General features: G+C 58.8%; 16 protein-coding genes. 9 read left to right on the forward strand and 7 right to left on the reverse strand.

Annotated features, from left to right (window positions below):
• Positions 1–97: 97 nt before the first annotated feature.
• From OTG14_RS15940 to tisB, 3 genes are all read right to left on the reverse strand, one after another.
• Entirely contained in the window at positions 98–931 is an 834-nt protein-coding gene (locus OTG14_RS15940) for an EamA family transporter (RefSeq protein WP_267215352.1), read from the reverse strand.
• Between the two features lie 62 nt (positions 932–993).
• Complete coding sequence (locus OTG14_RS15945) at positions 994–1,440, reverse strand: GNAT family N-acetyltransferase (RefSeq protein WP_024907376.1); 447 nt, start codon at positions 1,438–1,440, stop codon at positions 994–996.
• A 64-nt stretch (positions 1,441–1,504) separates the two neighbouring features.
• On the reverse strand, positions 1,505–1,594 hold the full coding sequence (tisB, locus tag OTG14_RS15950) for a type I toxin-antitoxin system toxin TisB (RefSeq protein ID WP_023309830.1): 90 nt from the start codon (positions 1,592–1,594) through the stop codon (positions 1,505–1,507).
• Between the two features lie 521 nt (positions 1,595–2,115).
• Here tisB and ivbL point away from each other — a divergent pair.
• From ivbL to uhpT, 7 genes are all read left to right on the forward strand, one after another.
• Positions 2,116–2,214 carry an ilvB operon leader peptide IvbL gene (gene ivbL, locus OTG14_RS15955; protein WP_057979964.1) on the forward strand — a complete coding sequence of 33 codons (99 nt, stop codon included), beginning with the start codon at positions 2,116–2,118 and terminating at the stop codon, positions 2,212–2,214.
• A gap of 106 nt (positions 2,215–2,320) precedes the next feature.
• On the forward strand, positions 2,321–4,009 hold the full coding sequence (gene ilvB, locus OTG14_RS15960; RefSeq protein ID WP_267215353.1) for an acetolactate synthase large subunit: 1,689 nt from the start codon (positions 2,321–2,323) through the stop codon (positions 4,007–4,009).
• A 3-nt stretch (positions 4,010–4,012) separates the two neighbouring features.
• Positions 4,013–4,300: an acetolactate synthase small subunit gene (gene ilvN / locus OTG14_RS15965; protein ID WP_008500144.1), complete on the forward strand. Its 288-nt coding sequence runs from the start codon at positions 4,013–4,015 to the stop codon at positions 4,298–4,300.
• An 82-nt stretch (positions 4,301–4,382) separates the two neighbouring features.
• The gene (uhpA, locus tag OTG14_RS15970; protein WP_024907372.1) at positions 4,383–4,976 is read left to right on the forward strand and encodes a response regulator transcription factor UhpA; all 594 of its coding nucleotides are present in this window, start codon (positions 4,383–4,385) and stop codon (positions 4,974–4,976) included.
• Complete coding sequence (uhpB, locus tag OTG14_RS15975; RefSeq protein ID WP_267215354.1) at positions 4,973–6,478, forward strand: signal transduction histidine-protein kinase/phosphatase UhpB; 1,506 nt, start codon at positions 4,973–4,975, stop codon at positions 6,476–6,478. Before uhpA ends, uhpB begins: the two co-directional genes overlap by 4 nt.
• The gene (uhpC, locus tag OTG14_RS15980; RefSeq protein WP_048992751.1) at positions 6,471–7,781 is read left to right on the forward strand and encodes an MFS transporter; all 1,311 of its coding nucleotides are present in this window, start codon (positions 6,471–6,473) and stop codon (positions 7,779–7,781) included. Before uhpB ends, uhpC begins: the two co-directional genes overlap by 8 nt.
• Before the next feature lie 132 nt (positions 7,782–7,913).
• Positions 7,914–9,305 (forward strand): hexose-6-phosphate:phosphate antiporter, encoded by a 1,392-nt coding sequence (gene uhpT / locus OTG14_RS15985; RefSeq protein ID WP_023309834.1) that lies wholly within the window; start codon positions 7,914–7,916, stop codon positions 9,303–9,305.
• Between the two features lie 64 nt (positions 9,306–9,369).
• Here uhpT and OTG14_RS15990 read toward each other — a convergent pair whose 3' ends face one another.
• Complete coding sequence (locus OTG14_RS15990) at positions 9,370–10,170, reverse strand: MBL fold metallo-hydrolase (RefSeq protein WP_267215428.1); 801 nt, start codon at positions 10,168–10,170, stop codon at positions 9,370–9,372.
• A gap of 197 nt (positions 10,171–10,367) precedes the next feature.
• Between OTG14_RS15990 and OTG14_RS15995 the strand changes: the two genes are divergently transcribed.
• Complete coding sequence (locus OTG14_RS15995) at positions 10,368–10,820, forward strand: DUF1198 domain-containing protein (RefSeq protein WP_024907368.1); 453 nt, start codon at positions 10,368–10,370, stop codon at positions 10,818–10,820.
• A gap of 102 nt (positions 10,821–10,922) precedes the next feature.
• Positions 10,923–12,113 (forward strand): purine ribonucleoside efflux pump NepI, encoded by a 1,191-nt coding sequence (gene nepI, locus OTG14_RS16000; protein ID WP_048992754.1) that lies wholly within the window; start codon positions 10,923–10,925, stop codon positions 12,111–12,113.
• 48 nt (positions 12,114–12,161) lie between these two features.
• On the opposite strand, the gene OTG14_RS16005 is transcribed toward nepI, so the two are convergent.
• From OTG14_RS16005 to OTG14_RS16015, 3 genes are all read right to left on the reverse strand, one after another.
• Complete coding sequence (locus OTG14_RS16005) at positions 12,162–13,067, reverse strand: EamA family transporter (protein WP_267215355.1); 906 nt, start codon at positions 13,065–13,067, stop codon at positions 12,162–12,164.
• 134 nt (positions 13,068–13,201) lie between these two features.
• Positions 13,202–14,581, reverse strand: coding sequence for a carbohydrate porin (locus OTG14_RS16010; protein ID WP_023326394.1), 1,380 nt, complete (start codon positions 14,579–14,581; stop codon positions 13,202–13,204).
• Between the two features lie 138 nt (positions 14,582–14,719).
• Positions 14,720–15,022: a PTS lactose/cellobiose transporter subunit IIA gene (locus OTG14_RS16015; RefSeq protein WP_267215429.1), complete on the reverse strand. Its 303-nt coding sequence runs from the start codon at positions 15,020–15,022 to the stop codon at positions 14,720–14,722.
• Between the last annotated feature and the right edge of the window lie 5 nt (positions 15,023–15,027).

The following is a 15,027-nucleotide window of genomic DNA, read 5'->3' on the forward strand; positions in this document are numbered from 1 at the left end:
CACAGAGAGATGACAATTTAAGCATTGTCTTGGTGAATGAAAAAACCGGCAAAGGCAGGATTTGTAAACAAGAACGGCAACTAATGTTGCCAGTGCTTTACGCCAGGCGCAGCAGAATGGCGCCGCCGGCAATGCCCAGCGCCGCCGCGATGCGCAGGCCCGCAACCTTCTCTTTTAAAAGCAAAAAAGCGATCAGCGCGCCAAAGAGTATGGAGGTTTCCCGCAGAGCCGCGACCACCGCCAGCGGTGCCTGCGTCATTGCCCACAGCGCCAGACCATATGAGCCCATCGTGCCAACGCCGCCGAGCAACCCCTTTTTCCAGTGCAGACGCAGGTAGCCGGACGCCTCGCGCCGACGCGCCACCATCGCCCAGCTCAGCAGGCAGAAACCGTTCATAAAGAAGGTCCATAGCGTATAGCCCAGCGCGGTGTCCGACAGCCGTACGCCGGTGCCGTCCACCAGCGTATATCCGGCAATAAAACAGGCGTTCAGCAGCGCCAGCCAGATCCCTTTCCGCGACTGCGTGCGCCCGTTCATCGCCATCGCCAGAATCGACAGGCAAATTACCCCGATCCCGGACCAGGCGAGCCACGAAAGGCTATCGCCGAGCGCCAGCACGCTGATCAGCGCCACCAGCAGCGGGGCGGTGCCGCGCATCAGCGGGTAGGTCTGGCTCATGTCGGAGACCTGATAGGTTTTCGCTACCAGCACGGTGTACACCACCTGCAAGGCGCAGGAAACAATCAAAAACGGCCAGCTTGCGGCAGAGGGCTGTGGAGAAAACGGCAGTAAGACCAGAGCGATAACCGTGGCGGAGCCGCTGACGCTTATGGCGGAATAGAGCTTGTCCGTTCCGGCCTTAACGATGGCGTTCCAGCTGGCATGCAGCAGTGCGGCGAACAGCAAAATGCAGAAAACGATGATGGTCATGGCGTATCGGGCGGTGAATTGTCACTCAACTGTAACATTCACACCCTGATGCTGCCAGCCGCTTACACCGCACAAAAAAGGCGGTGCGTCACCCGCGGTTCGTCCGAGACCAGCGTAAAACCTGCCCGGCGATAAAACCCATAGGCAGCGTCCGGCGCATGGGTATTGAGGAAATCAAACCAGATGCTGGCATCGGCCATTACCACGGTTAAAAGCTGTTTGCCAATGCCCAGCCCGCGGCACTTCTCGCTGACGTAGAGATGGCGAATACGTCCGGCGCGCGGCTGCTGGCTGAACGGATCGCGGTTGAGGCCGCACACGCCGACCAGCTTGCCGTTGAGAAACGCACCCAGCAGCTTTTCACCCGGTGCGTTAAAGCGGTTCTCACCACGCTGCCAGTTCTCTTCCAGCCTGCGCAGCATGTTGAAATTCAATGCGATACTTTCCGCCTTCAGGGCGATATACCCCGGCTCATCCGGTGTGACAGGCTCAATCAACAGACGCGACATAGCATTCCCTCGTTATTAAAGAGGGGCGGTTGCCCGCCCCTCTCAGGTGCGACTTGAACCTGAATTACCGAAGGAATTTCAGGACAGCATCAAGCAGTTGCAGTACAGCAACAATGAGTTTGAGGATAAGTATCACCATATCCACTACGCTCATACGCGTCTCCTTTTGGTTAAAAGGAGCACGATGCTGGCGTACCTTTCCGCCGCCTGTTGCCAGCACCTGGATTGACGTAACACAGTGTGCTCACTTCAGGGGTTAAGGCACTGACGGCACCACCCGTTTCAGCCAGGACTTCGTTGCGCCGGTAGAACTGCGGCCCCCTCGCTCACTGCGAACACCCTCAGTATAGATAAATACTGTATGTATGAACAGTATTTTTTGGACAAAAATCGAAAGGCGATCCATACTCAAAAACGTCAAAATCCGTGCCGGAATTGCGCGTTCGTCTTCGATCGCGTATACTTTTTGCGTTGACGTAACACAGTGTGTTCTGCGGCAACCAACCGCAAAACCCTGATAAAAACCTCGCTTAGGCGGGGTTTTTTGTTTTCACCACCCAACAAACGAAACGTGATCCCTGACGCATTTTTGCGCAGATGAAAATTTTTCCATTGTCACGCTCGAAAACCTGTGTTTGTATAAATTCAATCAATGAATCCAAACACAGGTCCCCAATGACTTCATCCATCTTCACTTCGACTCTACTAAAAACTGCGCAACCAGCCGCAGTGGTCGTCGTGCGTGTGGTGGTGGTCGTCGGCAATGCGCCGTAGGGACTGGATCAACACACGAATCCAAAACCCCGCCGGCGCAAACCGGGCGGGGTTTTTCGTTTAAGAGCCTCCCCGGAAAGTCGGCCCAGAAGAAAAGGACTGGAGCATGGCAAGTTCGGGCACAACATCCAACAAGACGCGTTTTACTGGCGCGCAGCTGATCGTTCATCTGCTGGAGCGACAGGGCATCACCACGGTTGCGGGCATCCCCGGCGGCACGGTGTTGCCGCTGTACGATGCGTTAAGCCAAAGCACGCAGATCCGCCACGTCCTGGCACGCCACGAGCAGGGGGCAGGCTTTATCGCTCAGGGCATGGCGCGTACCCAGGGTAAACCGGCGGTCTGTATGGCCTGCAGCGGGCCGGGCGCAACCAACCTGGTGACCGCCATCGCCGACGCGCGCCTCGACTCCATTCCGCTGATCTGCATTACCGGCCAGGTGCCGTCCTCGATGATCGGCACCGATGCGTTCCAGGAAGTGGATACCTACGGCATCTCTATCCCCATCACCAAACATAACTATTTAGTTCGCGATATCAGCGAACTTCCTCAGGTTATCAGCGATGCGTTCCGCATTGCGCAGTCCGGCCGCCCGGGCCCGGTGTGGATAGACATTCCTAAGGATGTCCAGACCGCAGAGATCGAGATCGACGTGCTGCCGGAGCCGGGCGACCGTGCCCCCGCGCCAGCATTCAGCGCTGAGAGCGTGCGCGATGCTGCCGCCATGATCAATGCCGCTAAACGTCCGGTGCTCTATCTGGGCGGCGGGGCGATTAACGCTGCGGATGAAATCCGTGAGTTTGCGGAAAAAGCCAACCTGCCGACCACCATGACCCTGATGGCGCTGGGCATGCTGCCAAAAGCGCACCCGCTGTCCCTGGGGATGCTGGGCATGCACGGCGCGCGCAGCACCAACTACATCCTGCAAGAGGCGGATTTGCTGATTGTTATGGGCGCGCGTTTTGATGACCGGGCGATTGGCAAAACCGAGCAGTTCTGCCCGAACGCGAAAATCATTCACGTGGATATCGACCGCGCCGAGCTGGGTAAAATCAAGCAGCCGCACGTGGCGATTCAGGGCGACGTGGCCGAAGTGCTGGCGCAGCTGATCCCGCAGACGGACGCAACCGACCGCGCCGACTGGCGCCAGCTGGTGGCCGATCTGCAGCGCGAGTTCCCGGGCGCGATCCCAACTGAAGGCGACCCGCTGAGCCATTACGGCCTGATCAACGCCGTGGCCGCCTGCGTGGACGACAGCGCGATTATCACCACCGACGTGGGACAGCATCAGATGTGGACCGCCCAGGCCTACCCGCTGAACCGTCCACGCCAGTGGCTGACCTCCGGCGGTCTGGGAACCATGGGCTTTGGTCTGCCTGCAGCAGTTGGTGCGGCGCTGGCGAATCCGGACCGCAAGGTCATCTGCTTCTCCGGCGACGGCAGCCTGATGATGAACATTCAGGAGATGGCGACCGCGGCCGAAAACCAGTTAGACGTGAAAATCATCCTGATGAACAACGAGGCGCTGGGTCTGGTGCATCAGCAGCAGAGCCTGTTCTACAAGCAGGGCGTGTTTGCGGCGACCTACCCGGGAATGATTAACTTTATGCAGATTGCCGCCGGTTTTGGCCTGCACACCTGCGATCTGAACGCTGAAGAGGATGCCCACGCTGCGCTGCAGGCGGCGATTTCTCGCCCTGGCCCGGCGCTGATCCACGTGCGTATCGACCCTGAACAAAAAGTGTATCCGATGGTGCCGCCGGGTGCGGCAAATACTGAGATGGTGGGAGAATAAGCCATGCAGAAACAACATGATAACGTCATTCTGGAACTCACCGTCCGCAACCACCCTGGCGTCATGACCCACGTCTGCGGGCTGTTTGCCCGCCGGGCGTTTAACGTGGAAGGCATTCTTTGTCTGCCGATTCAGGGCAGCGAGCACAGCCGAATCTGGCTACTGGTCAACGATGACCAGCGTCTGGAGCAGATGATGGCGCAGATCGACAAGCTGGAGGACGTCACCAACGTGGCGCGTAACCAGTCCGATCCCACCATGTTTAACAAAATTGCGGTGTTTTTCGAATAGATCGCTTAAGGTAAGCGTCTTTCGCTCTTGTAGGCCGGATAAGCGCAGCGCCATCCGGCGTTTTCAGACCGCAGGAAGACACATGACCACCATCGCCCTTATCGACGACCACCTTATCGTCCGCTCTGGCTTTGCCCAGCTTCTCAACCTCGAACCAGATTTCCAGGTCGTGGCCGAGTTTGGCTCCGGTCGCGAGGCGCTGGCGGGCCTGCCGGGGCGCGGGGTGCAGGTCTGTATCTGCGACATCTCGATGCCGGATCTCTCCGGGCTGGAGCTGCTAAGCCAGCTGCCGAAAGGAATGTCGACGATTATGCTGTCTGTCCACGACAGCCCGGCGCTGGTCGAGCAGGCGCTCAACGCGGGGGCGCGCGGGTTTCTCTCCAAACGCTGTAGCCCGGACGAACTGATCGCCGCCGTGCGCACCGTCTCCACCGGCGGCTGCTATTTAACGCCGGATATCGCCATCAAGCTGGCGGCCGGACGTCAGGATCCGCTCACCAGACGCGAGCGCCAGGTTGCGGAAAAACTCGCGCAGGGAATGTCGGTAAAAGAGATTGCCGCCGAGCTGGAACTGTCCCCGAAAACCGTACACGTTCACCGCGCCAACCTGATGGAAAAACTTAACGTCAGCAACGACGTCGAGCTGGCGCGCCGCATGTTCGACAGCTGGCAATGAGTCCCGTCTTTTCGCGGCTGATCGCCGTCGTTGCCAGCTTTTTTATCTTCTCCGCCGCGTGGTTCTGCTTATGGAGCATCAGCCTGCACCTGGTGGAACGCCCCGAACTGGCGGTGCTGCTGTTTCCCTTCGGCCTGCGACTGGGGCTCATGCTCCAGTGCCCGCGCGGATACTGGCCGGTTTTGCTGGGCGCGGAGTGGCTGCTGCTGGTCTGGCTGGCGCAGGAAGTCGCTCTGGCGCACCTGCCATTATTGATGACCGGAAGCCTGCTCACGCTGCTCCCTGTTGCCCTCATTTCCCGCTACCGTCACCAGCGCGACTGGCGCACGCTGCTGCGACAGGGGGCGGCGCTGATTGCCGCCGCGCTGCTGCAGTCCCTGCCGTGGGCGGGTGATAAGGAGATGCTCAACGCGCTGCTGCTGACCCTGACCGGCGGCCTGACCCTCGCGCCGACCTGCCTCGTCATCTGGCATTACCTCACCAGTACCGTCTGGCAGCCGCTCGGCCCGGCGCTGGTTTCCCAACCGGTGAACTGGCGCGCCCGGCACCTCATCTGGTATCTGCTGCTGTTCGTGGTGAGCCTGTGGCTTCAGCTGGGTTTACCTGCCGAGCTTTCACGCTTTACCCCATTTTGCCTTGCGCTGCCGATTATCGCCCTGGCCTGGCACTACGGCTGGCAGGGAGCGCTGATCGCCACCCTGATGAACGCCATCGCGCTGATTGCCAGCCAGACCTGGCACGACCATCCTGTGGACCTGCTGCTTTCCCTGCTGGCCCAGAGCCTGACCGGGCTGCTGCTCGGCGCGGGCATTCAGCGCCTGCGCGAGCTGAACCAGTCCCTGCAAACCGAGCTGGCGCGCAACCGGCGTCTGGCTGAACGCCTGCTGGAGACCGAAGAGAGCGTGCGGCAGGAGGTCGCCCGCGAGCTGCACGATGATATCGGCCAGACGATCACCGCCATCCGCACCCAGGCGGGCATTGTCCAGCGTCTGGCGGCGGAAAACGCGGGCGTGAAGCAGGGCGGAGCGCATATCGAGCAGCTTTCGCTGGGCGTGTATGACTCGGTGCGACGCCTCCTCGGCAGGCTGCGTCCGCGTCAGCTCGACGACCTGTCGCTGGAGCAGGCTGTGCGTTCCCTGATGCGCGAGATGGAGCTGGAAAGCCGCGGCATTGTCAGCCATCTCGACTGGCGAATTAACGAATCTGTCCTGAGCGAAGGTCAGCGCGTGACGCTGTTCCGCGTCTGTCAGGAGGGGCTGAACAATATCGTCAAACACGCCAGTGCCAGCGCGGTCACGATCCAGGGCTGGGAGCAGGACGAGCGCCTGATGCTGGTAATTGAAGACGACGGCTGTGGCCTGCCGCCGGGCTCCGGCCAGCAGGGCTTTGGCCTGGCGGGCATGCGCGAGCGCGTGAAGGCGCTCGGCGGCACGCTGAACCTCTCCTGCACCCACGGGACGCGCGTCAGCGTCAGCCTGCCGCTACGGAGCCACCATGTTTAAGACCCCCGCGAACGCCGCACCGATAGGTAACAAAGCGGAAATCGACGCCCGCTACCGCTACTGGCGTCGCCATATTCTGATCGCTATCTGGCTCGGCTACGCGCTGTTCTACTTCACCCGCAAAAGCTTCAACGCCGCCGCGCCGGAGATCCTCGCCAGCGGCGTGATGACGCGCACCGATATCGGCCTGCTGGCGACGCTGTTTTACATCACCTACGGCCTGTCGAAGTTCTTCTCCGGTATCGTCAGCGACCGCTCCAACGCACGCTATTTTATGGGCGTTGGGCTGATCGCGACCGGGGTGGTGAACATTCTGTTTGGCTTCTCCACGTCGCTCTGGGCCTTCGCCCTGCTGTGGGCGCTGAACGCCTTTTTCCAGGGCTGGGGAGCGCCAGTCTGCGCCCGCCTGCTCACCGCCTGGTATTCGCGCAACGAGCGCGGCGGCTGGTGGGCAATCTGGAACACCGCGCATAATGTCGGCGGGGCGCTGATCCCGATGGTGGTCGGTGCCGCAGCGCTGCACTACGGCTGGCGCGCGGGGATGATGATTGCCGGCGGGCTTGCCATTCTCGCCGGGCTGTTCCTCTGCTGGCGCCTGCGCGACAGGCCGCAAACCGTTGGCTTGCCCGCGGTGGGCGACTGGCGGCACGACGAGATGGAAATGGCGCAACAGCAGGAGGGGGCGGGGCTGACGCGCAAAGAGATCCTCACCAAATATGTGCTGAAAAACCCGTATATCTGGCTGCTGTCGCTCTGCTACGTACTGGTTTACGTGGTACGTGCGGCCATCAACGACTGGGGCAATCTGTACATGTCCGAGACGCTCGGCGTGGACCTGGTGACCGCCAACTCGGCGGTGACGATGTTCGAGCTGGGCGGGTTTATCGGCGCGCTGGTGGCGGGCTGGGGCTCGGACAAGCTGTTCAACGGCAACCGCGGCCCGATGAACCTGATATTCGCCGCCGGGATTTTGCTCTCCGTCGGCTCGCTGTGGCTGATGCCGTTCGCCAGCTACGTGATGCAGGCGGCGTGCTTCTTCACTACCGGCTTCTTCGTGTTTGGCCCGCAGATGCTGATCGGCATGGCGGCGGCAGAGTGCTCGCACAAAGAGGCGGCAGGTGCGGCGACGGGCTTTGTCGGGTTGTTTGCCTACCTTGGCGCATCGCTCTCCGGCTGGCCGCTGGCGCGGGTGATCGACATCTGGCACTGGAGCGGATTCTTCGCGGTGATCGCCATCGCGGCGGGGATCTCCGCCCTGCTGCTGCTGCCGTTTTTGAACGCGCAGGCGCCGCGCGAAGCGTGACGCGCCTCACCTTTTGCTGCCGAGTGGCGCAAAACTAAGAAATTTTCCCGGTTTCACCTGGACGCTGTCTCAGGCATCTCTCCCGGCTGGTTTTTACAATGCTGCAAAAATCAGCTCAGGAGTAACTCAGTCATGCTGGCCTTCTTAAATCAGGTGCGCAAGCCGACCCTGGATCTGCCGCTCGACGTGCGGCGCAAAATGTGGTTCAAACCGTTCATGCAGTCCTATCTGGTGGTCTTCATCGGCTACCTGACCATGTACCTGATCCGCAAAAACTTTAACATCGCGCAGAACGACATGATCTCCACCTACGGGCTGAGCATGACGCAGCTGGGGATGATTGGCCTGGGCTTCTCCATCACCTACGGCGTGGGTAAAACCGTCGTGTCCTACTACGCGGATGGCAAAAACACCAAGCAGTTCCTGCCGTTTATGCTGATCCTCTCCGCCATCTGTATGCTCGGCTTCAGCGCCAGCATGGGCGCAGGGTCCGTTAGCCTGTTCCTGATGATCGCCTTCTACGCCCTGAGCGGTTTCTTCCAGAGTACCGGCGGGTCGTGCAGCTACTCCACCATCACCAAATGGACCCCGCGCCGCAAGCGTGGTTCGTACCTCGGCATGTGGAACATCTCCCACAACCTCGGCGGTGCCGGTGCGGCTGGCGTGGCGCTGTTTGGCGCTAACTACCTGTTCGACGGCCACGTGATCGGTATGTTTATCTTCCCGTCGATTATCGCCCTGATTGTCGGCTTTATCGGCCTGCGCTACGGCAGTGACTCCCCGGAATCGTACGGCCTCGGCAAAGCCGAAGAGCTGTTCGGCGAGGAGATCAGCGAAGAGGACAAAGAGACCGAAGAAAACGAGATGTCCAAATGGCAGATCTTTGTTGAGTACGTGCTGAAAAACAAAGTGATCTGGCTGCTGTGCTTCTCGAACATCTTCCTCTACGTCGTGCGTATCGGCATCGACCAGTGGTCCACCGTGTACGCCTTCCAGGAGCTGAAGCTCTCTAAAGAGGTGGCGATTCAGGGCTTCACCCTGTTCGAAGTGGGCGCGCTGGTTGGTACCCTGCTGTGGGGCTGGCTCTCCGACCTCGCCAACGGCCGTCGCGCGCTGGTGGCCTGCGTCGCGCTGGCACTGATTATCGCCACGCTCGGCGTCTACCAGCACGCCAGCAACCAGTACGTTTACCTGGCGTCACTGTTCGCGCTCGGCTTCCTGGTGTTTGGTCCGCAGTTGCTGATTGGCGTGGCAGCAGTGGGCTTCGTCCCGAAAAAAGCGATCGGCGCCGCCGATGGGATTAAGGGCACCTTCGCCTACCTGATCGGCGACAGCTTCGCCAAGCTGGGTCTGGGGATGATTGCTGACGGCACGCCGATTTTCGGCCTCACCGGCTGGGCGGGCACCTTCGCGGCGCTGGATGCAGCAGCGATTGGCTGTATCGTCCTGATGGCGATGGTTGCCGTGCTGGAAGAACGTAAAATTCGCCGTGAGAATCGTGCGCAGAAATTAAAAACAGCCTGAGTGTGCAGGTAACTTCTTTGCCCGGTGTGTGATGCCGGGCTTTTTTTATTAGCTGAGTTAAGACCTACCCCAGAACAAAAATATCCCCTGTTGCCGGGGTAACCGCGTCCGGCAACCACAAATTGCCCCATTTACCCGTACAATGGCAGCCCATTATTTTGTCGGGTTGTAGGCCGTGCAGAAACTGCCTGAGTGCCCAGAGCTTACGCGGTGACGCACAGCGAAGATGGAAACCACCGAAAATTGCATGAATATGGTTGATGCCGGTTATTCTCTGACAGTGACGCACAATATCGATCAGACCTCGGTGCCCACAGCCGATAAAAATGACCAGGCCACGGTCAGATTTATAAATTAGAACCCCTTCATCTTTCACATAATCCACATTCGCATTTTTACTACCGATAACACCGTATGCGTGCGGTTTGGCGACAGGGATCTCCCCTGACCATATAAAGCGCTTCCCAATCTGGAGCGGGGTGCTGCTGTATTCCATGCGATAGTGTGAATAATCATTTTTCAGCGACAACTTTTTTAATCTGGCGGTATATCCTGAAAACTGTATTGCCGAGTAGCGCTCGCAGGCCACGTGGGGATGGCAGACGATCCGGCAATTATCCGGTAACCATGGAACGCCGCCGCAATGGTCATAGTGCCCGTGAGAAAGTACAGCTGCGGTCAGGCGGGTCAAATCGACTCCCATCAGAGCTGCGTTATGTATGAAGCTATCATCCGGACCGGTATCAAACAGAATGGAATCATTTTCATCCTGTATAAACAGGCTGAGTCCTGCTTTATCTCGCAGTAAATTTTTAGCGCCGGGATTAGGTCTGTTCTCCAGCAGGACACTGATTGTTATGGACATGTTCGCTCTTTCCCTGAAGTGAAGATTCGTTACCGCCAGGCATTGACCATACACCGTGTATATATAATCGTCCCCATAAAAACTAAAACGTCTTTCCTGCCCTTTTTCCAGCGCTTTTCCATTCACTATTATGCTTCTACCCGCTGTCGACGCCGTGCGTTTCCCGCTATGATGAGCGGCTAGTCTAAGGAGAACGCATGGTCTGGATAATGCTGGCAACGCTTGCCGTGGTGTTTGTGGTGGGATTTCGCGTCCTGACCTCAGATTCCCGCCGCGCCATCAAACGTTTAAGCGAGCGTCTGGGCATCACCCCGATGCCGGTCGAGTCGATGATCGATCAGTTTGGTAAAACGTCGGGCAATGAGTTTATCCGCTACCTTGAGCGCCCGGACGAAGCGCATCTGCAAAACGCGGCGCAGGTGCTGCTCATCTGGCAGGTCTGCATTGTCGACGGTAGTGAAGAGAACCTGCACACGTGGCACCGCCTGCTGCGTAAAGCCCGCCTGGCTGCGCCTATCACCGATGCACAAATTCGTCTCGCGCTTGGCTTTATGCGCGAGATGGAACCCGATCCGCAGGAGCTGAACGCCTTCCAGCTGCGCTATAACCAGCTCTTCCTGCCGGAAGAGGGCGTGTTTTACCTGCACTGATCCCCTGTAAAAACGACAAAAGTTGTCTAAACGTTAAATTGGTCACACTTTTGATGATAAACTGCGCGACTTTTCCGCACGTTTTTATCTTCAGGTGACGCCATGACAGAACATATCCAGCCCACGACCAGACCGCAGACCAACGAGGTTTCACGCCCCAACTGGTCGGCCGTTTTCGCCGTGGCGTTCTGCGTCGCCTGCCTGATTACCGTTGAGTTTCTGCCGGTCAGCCTGCTGACGCCGATGGCGCAGGATCTGGGCATTTCCGAGGGCGTGGCGGGTCAGTCCGTTACCGTCACCGCCTTCGTGGCGATGTTCGCCAGCCTGTTTATCACCCAGGTGATTGGCACCATCGACCGCCGTAAAGTGGTCATCCTGTTCAGCGTGCTGCTGACGCTCTCCTGCCTGCTGGTCTCCTTCGCGGAAAGCTTCACCCTGCTGCTGCTGGGGCGCGCCTGTCTGGGGCTGGGATTAGGCGGCTTCTGGGCGATGTCGGCCTCGCTCACCATGCGCCTGGTGCCCGCGCGTACGGTGCCAAAAGCGCTTTCCGTTATCTTCGGTGCGGTTTCTATCGCGCTGGTGATTGCCGCGCCGTTGGGCAGTTTCCTGGGCGGAATTATCGGCTGGCGTAACGTCTTCAACGCGGCGGCAGTGATGGGCCTGCTCTGCATTATCTGGGTGTGGAAGGCGCTGCCGTCCCTGCCGGGCGAAGCGGCGCATCATAAGCAGAACATGTTCAGCCTGCTGAAGCGCCCCGGCGTGCTGGCAGGGATGACCGCGATCTTTATGTCCTTTGCCGGGCAGTTTGCCTTCTTCACCTATATACGCCCGGTGTATATGACCATGGCGGGCTTTGACGTCGACGGCCTGACGCTGGTGCTCCTGAGCTTCGGTATCGCCAGCTTTGTCGGCACGTCGCTGTCGTCACAGTTCCTGAAGCGCTCCCTGAAGGTGGCGCTGGCGGGTGCGCCGCTGGTGCTGGCAGTGAGCGCCACGGTGCTGGTGCTGTGGGGCAGCGATAAGTGGGTCGCGTCGGCGATTGCGATTATCTGGGGCTTTGCCTTCGCGCTGGTGCCGGTGGGCTGGTCGACGTGGATCACCCGCTCGCTTGCCGATCAGGCGGAAAAAGCCGGGTCGATTCAGGTGGCGGTGATCCAGCTGGCAAACACCTGCGGCGCGGCCATTGGCGGCGTGGCGCTCGACCATCTGGGGCTGACGTCACCGCTGGTGATTTCCGGTACGCTGATGCTGCTGACGGCGCTGCTGGTGGCAGGGAAGGTTAAAGCGAAGTAGTGTTTTTCTCCCTCTCCCGTGGGAGAGGGTTGGGGTGAGGGCATCAGGCTACGCCGATGCCTTAACCCTTCTACGCGAATCCATCGAAATCAGCACCACCGACGACACAATCAGCAGCGTTCCCAGCCAGTCCGGCAGGGTGAACGCCACACCCAGCAACATCACCGACAGCAACGCGCTGCTCAGCGGTTCGGCGCAGCTCAGAATGCTCGCCTTCGGCCCGCCGATCATCTGTGCGCCTTTCAGGTACAGACTGAACGTCAGCGCCGTGCCAATCACCACCAGGTAGAAAAACGCCAGCAGCAGGCTGCCGTCAATTACGAAGGTCGTCCCGCGTCCGGCGTAGAACGGCGTCAGCATTAACCCGGCAATTAACATACTCCAGCCGACAATCGGCAATGTGCCGTAGCGGGCAATCAGCGTTGACGGATAGGTGGTGTAAAACGCGGCGGCAAACGCCGAGGCGATGCCGAAGAACAGTGCGGCAGGCGAGATGGAGAGCGAGGTTGGGTCGCCGTGGGTCACCAACAGGAAGGTGCCAACAAGCGACGTCATGATGGCCGACAGCACAAACACGCCGGGACGCTTTTTCCGCGCCAGGGCAAACCACGCCACAATGATGGTCGGTGACAGAAACTGCAGCACGGTAGCGGTCGCTGCGTTGGATTTTTCAATCGTCAGCAGGAAGGTGAGCTGCACGGTGAGCGCGCCGACAAGTGAGAATATCAGCAGGCTGAGGGCGTCTTTGCGATGTTTGATGACCGAGAAAATCTTGTCGCCGTGAACGAAGGAGAGCGTCAGGAGGATCACGCCGGTAAACAGAAGGCGAACCATGGTCAGGTAAGGCGAAGAAATGTGGCTTTTCTCCATGATGTACTGCGCGCAAACGCCGGAACTGCCCCATAAAACGGCGGCGATCAGGACGTTCAGCATCCCTTTACGTGTGGAACCCATTTTCTCCCCTGTTATGTTTGTTTTTTTGTAGCATAACATGGGATCTTGCCGGGTGGCGCTACGCTTACCCGGCCTACAAAACCTTGTAGGCCCGTGCAAGCGCAGCGCCGCCGGGCGAAACAAACGGCGCTCTACTAGAACCACGCCTCCCACATCGCGCCGACGTTGAAGTCGTCGAGCGTCTCGTCTTTGGTGTTATTCACGCGCGCGGTGCGTGCGTTATCCACCTTGCCGCCGGTCACGTAGAAGCGCAGCATCGGACGGAACTCTGGCCCCATGGCGATAGACATGTTCTGCGACAGGGTCAGCTTCCAGCCCTTATTATCGCCGCCGTTGTCGTAATCCACGTGCTGCCAGCCCGCTTCCAGCCAGGTGGAGTGAACGTCGTTCCACCAGTGCATCGGACGCACGATGGCGTTGTAGTTCTTACGGTTGTCGGTCTTATCACGGCTGTTGTCGTAGTCGTGGAAGGCGAGGATGTACTCCACCTGCGTGGCCTGGGTGAATTTGTACAGCCCTTCGAAGCTGGCGTAGACCGTGGTCAGGTCTTCGGTTTTATTGAACACGCTGTTGTCCGAGTTATCGGAGTAGCGGGCAATCACCTTGTTCACGCCGCTGTCGTTGGTGTGGCTCAGCACCACGCCGCCCTGCCAGGCGTTCAGACGCTCATCGCTCTCCACCGCTTTTGAATCAAAGCCGTAGTTGGCGTACAGCTCCAGATCCAGCGGACCGAGCTTCATACCGTGGATTTTAGAGGTGGCCGCGTAGTTACCTTTGTCGCCCGTGCCGGACCCGCCGGTACAGGTGATGCGTGACGGGTTCGCTTCGTCTTCCATCACTTCCGGGCTACAGGATTCCACTGCCGCCACGGCAGCGACGTCAAACTGCACGCCGCCGATATCGAAGTTCTTCACCCCGGCGCCCTGGCCGTCGTGGTTCATCCAGAAGTAATCGTTGATGCCCTGCTGCGGACGCTGGTGGAAGTCGCGACCGGCCCAGAAATAGGCATTCGGGTTGGAGGCCATAATATTGGTCACCCCCGCGTAGGCCTTTTTCAGGTTAACTTCGTCGCCCCAGTGGTCGATCATCACGTTGATGTCCCAGATGGCGCCGTTTTCGCCTTTGAAGGCTTTAGAGAGCTGGAACTCGCCGCCGTTGCCTTCGTTACCCAGACGACCAATTGCGGACGCGCCGTTGTAGGAGCCATCGACCGCCACATATTTCTGATCGGCGGCCTGGAAGTGCGCGCCATAGCGGGCGTAGCCGGTAAATTTAATCCCGAACGGAATCGCCATGTCCGGGGATTGCGCCGCGCTCTGCGGCTCGGTCACCACGTCCGCTTTTTTCGCGACGGCGGCATCCATTTTGGCCTGACGTTCGGCCAGGGCTTTATCCACCGCTTTCGCCACAATGGCGTCGATTTGCTCCTGCGTGAATTCCTGGGCGAGCACGGAAATTGGGCAAAGCGCGGCGATAACCGCCATGGTTAATGGAAGTTTTTTAATCGTATTCATGGTTATCTCAATATAGTTTAATTTTATTCAGACAATAACCATCCCGCTCCGATCTGACAGAATATGTCGCTATCATCAGAACAAGTGGATTTCTAGTTTTAGGTACAGAGGTATTACAGTAATTTATTTCGCCATAGACTATCTCTGATATAAATGAATAATTTCTTCGGATAATTCACGCGCTAATAAGGAGTTCATTAAATGATCCTGCGCGTGCACCATAATTAAGGTCATCGGCTGGCGGGCTTCGCCCGCGTCCTGCTCAATCAGTTTGGTCTGCATCTTGTGCGCCTGACGCGCGTAGCCGTCGGCTTCGCGCAGCAGGCTTTTGGCTTCGTCAATGTTGCCATGGCGCGCCGCGTGCAGCGCTTCAAAGCACAGGCTGCGGGACTGCCCGGCGTTGACGATAATTTCCATTACGGCTTCTTCTAGTGCGATCATCATCA

The organism is Enterobacter pseudoroggenkampii (genome assembly GCF_026420145.1).
GTDB lineage: Bacteria > Pseudomonadota > Gammaproteobacteria > Enterobacterales > Enterobacteriaceae > Enterobacter > Enterobacter pseudoroggenkampii.

What these genes read in the sequence shown, in the direction of transcription:
- OTG14_RS15945 (WP_024907376.1), bottom strand. Translation starts at nt 1,440, where the DNA reads ATGTCGCGTCTGTTGATTGAGCCTGTCACACCGGATGAGCCGGGGTAT.
- OTG14_RS16015 (WP_267215429.1), bottom strand. Translation starts at nt 15,022, where the DNA reads ATGATCGCACTAGAAGAAGCCGTAATGGAAATTATCGTCAACGCCGGG.
- OTG14_RS15940 (WP_267215352.1), bottom strand. Translation starts at nt 931, where the DNA reads ATGACCATCATCGTTTTCTGCATTTTGCTGTTCGCCGCACTGCTGCAT.
- uhpT (WP_023309834.1), top strand. Translation starts at nt 7,914, where the DNA reads ATGCTGGCCTTCTTAAATCAGGTGCGCAAGCCGACCCTGGATCTGCCG.
- ivbL (WP_057979964.1), top strand. Translation starts at nt 2,116, where the DNA reads ATGACTTCATCCATCTTCACTTCGACTCTACTAAAAACTGCGCAACCA.
- OTG14_RS15990 (WP_267215428.1), bottom strand. Translation starts at nt 10,170, where the DNA reads ATGTCCATAACAATCAGTGTCCTGCTGGAGAACAGACCTAATCCCGGC.
- tisB (WP_023309830.1), bottom strand. Translation starts at nt 1,594, where the DNA reads ATGAGCGTAGTGGATATGGTGATACTTATCCTCAAACTCATTGTTGCT.
- ilvB (WP_267215353.1), top strand. Translation starts at nt 2,321, where the DNA reads ATGGCAAGTTCGGGCACAACATCCAACAAGACGCGTTTTACTGGCGCG.
- uhpC (WP_048992751.1), top strand. Translation starts at nt 6,471, where the DNA reads ATGTTTAAGACCCCCGCGAACGCCGCACCGATAGGTAACAAAGCGGAA.
- nepI (WP_048992754.1), top strand. Translation starts at nt 10,923, where the DNA reads ATGACAGAACATATCCAGCCCACGACCAGACCGCAGACCAACGAGGTT.
- ilvN (WP_008500144.1), top strand. Translation starts at nt 4,013, where the DNA reads ATGCAGAAACAACATGATAACGTCATTCTGGAACTCACCGTCCGCAAC.
- OTG14_RS15995 (WP_024907368.1), top strand. Translation starts at nt 10,368, where the DNA reads ATGGTCTGGATAATGCTGGCAACGCTTGCCGTGGTGTTTGTGGTGGGA.
- OTG14_RS16005 (WP_267215355.1), bottom strand. Translation starts at nt 13,067, where the DNA reads ATGGGTTCCACACGTAAAGGGATGCTGAACGTCCTGATCGCCGCCGTT.
- uhpA (WP_024907372.1), top strand. Translation starts at nt 4,383, where the DNA reads ATGACCACCATCGCCCTTATCGACGACCACCTTATCGTCCGCTCTGGC.
- uhpB (WP_267215354.1), top strand. Translation starts at nt 4,973, where the DNA reads ATGAGTCCCGTCTTTTCGCGGCTGATCGCCGTCGTTGCCAGCTTTTTT.
- OTG14_RS16010 (WP_023326394.1), bottom strand. Translation starts at nt 14,581, where the DNA reads ATGAATACGATTAAAAAACTTCCATTAACCATGGCGGTTATCGCCGCG.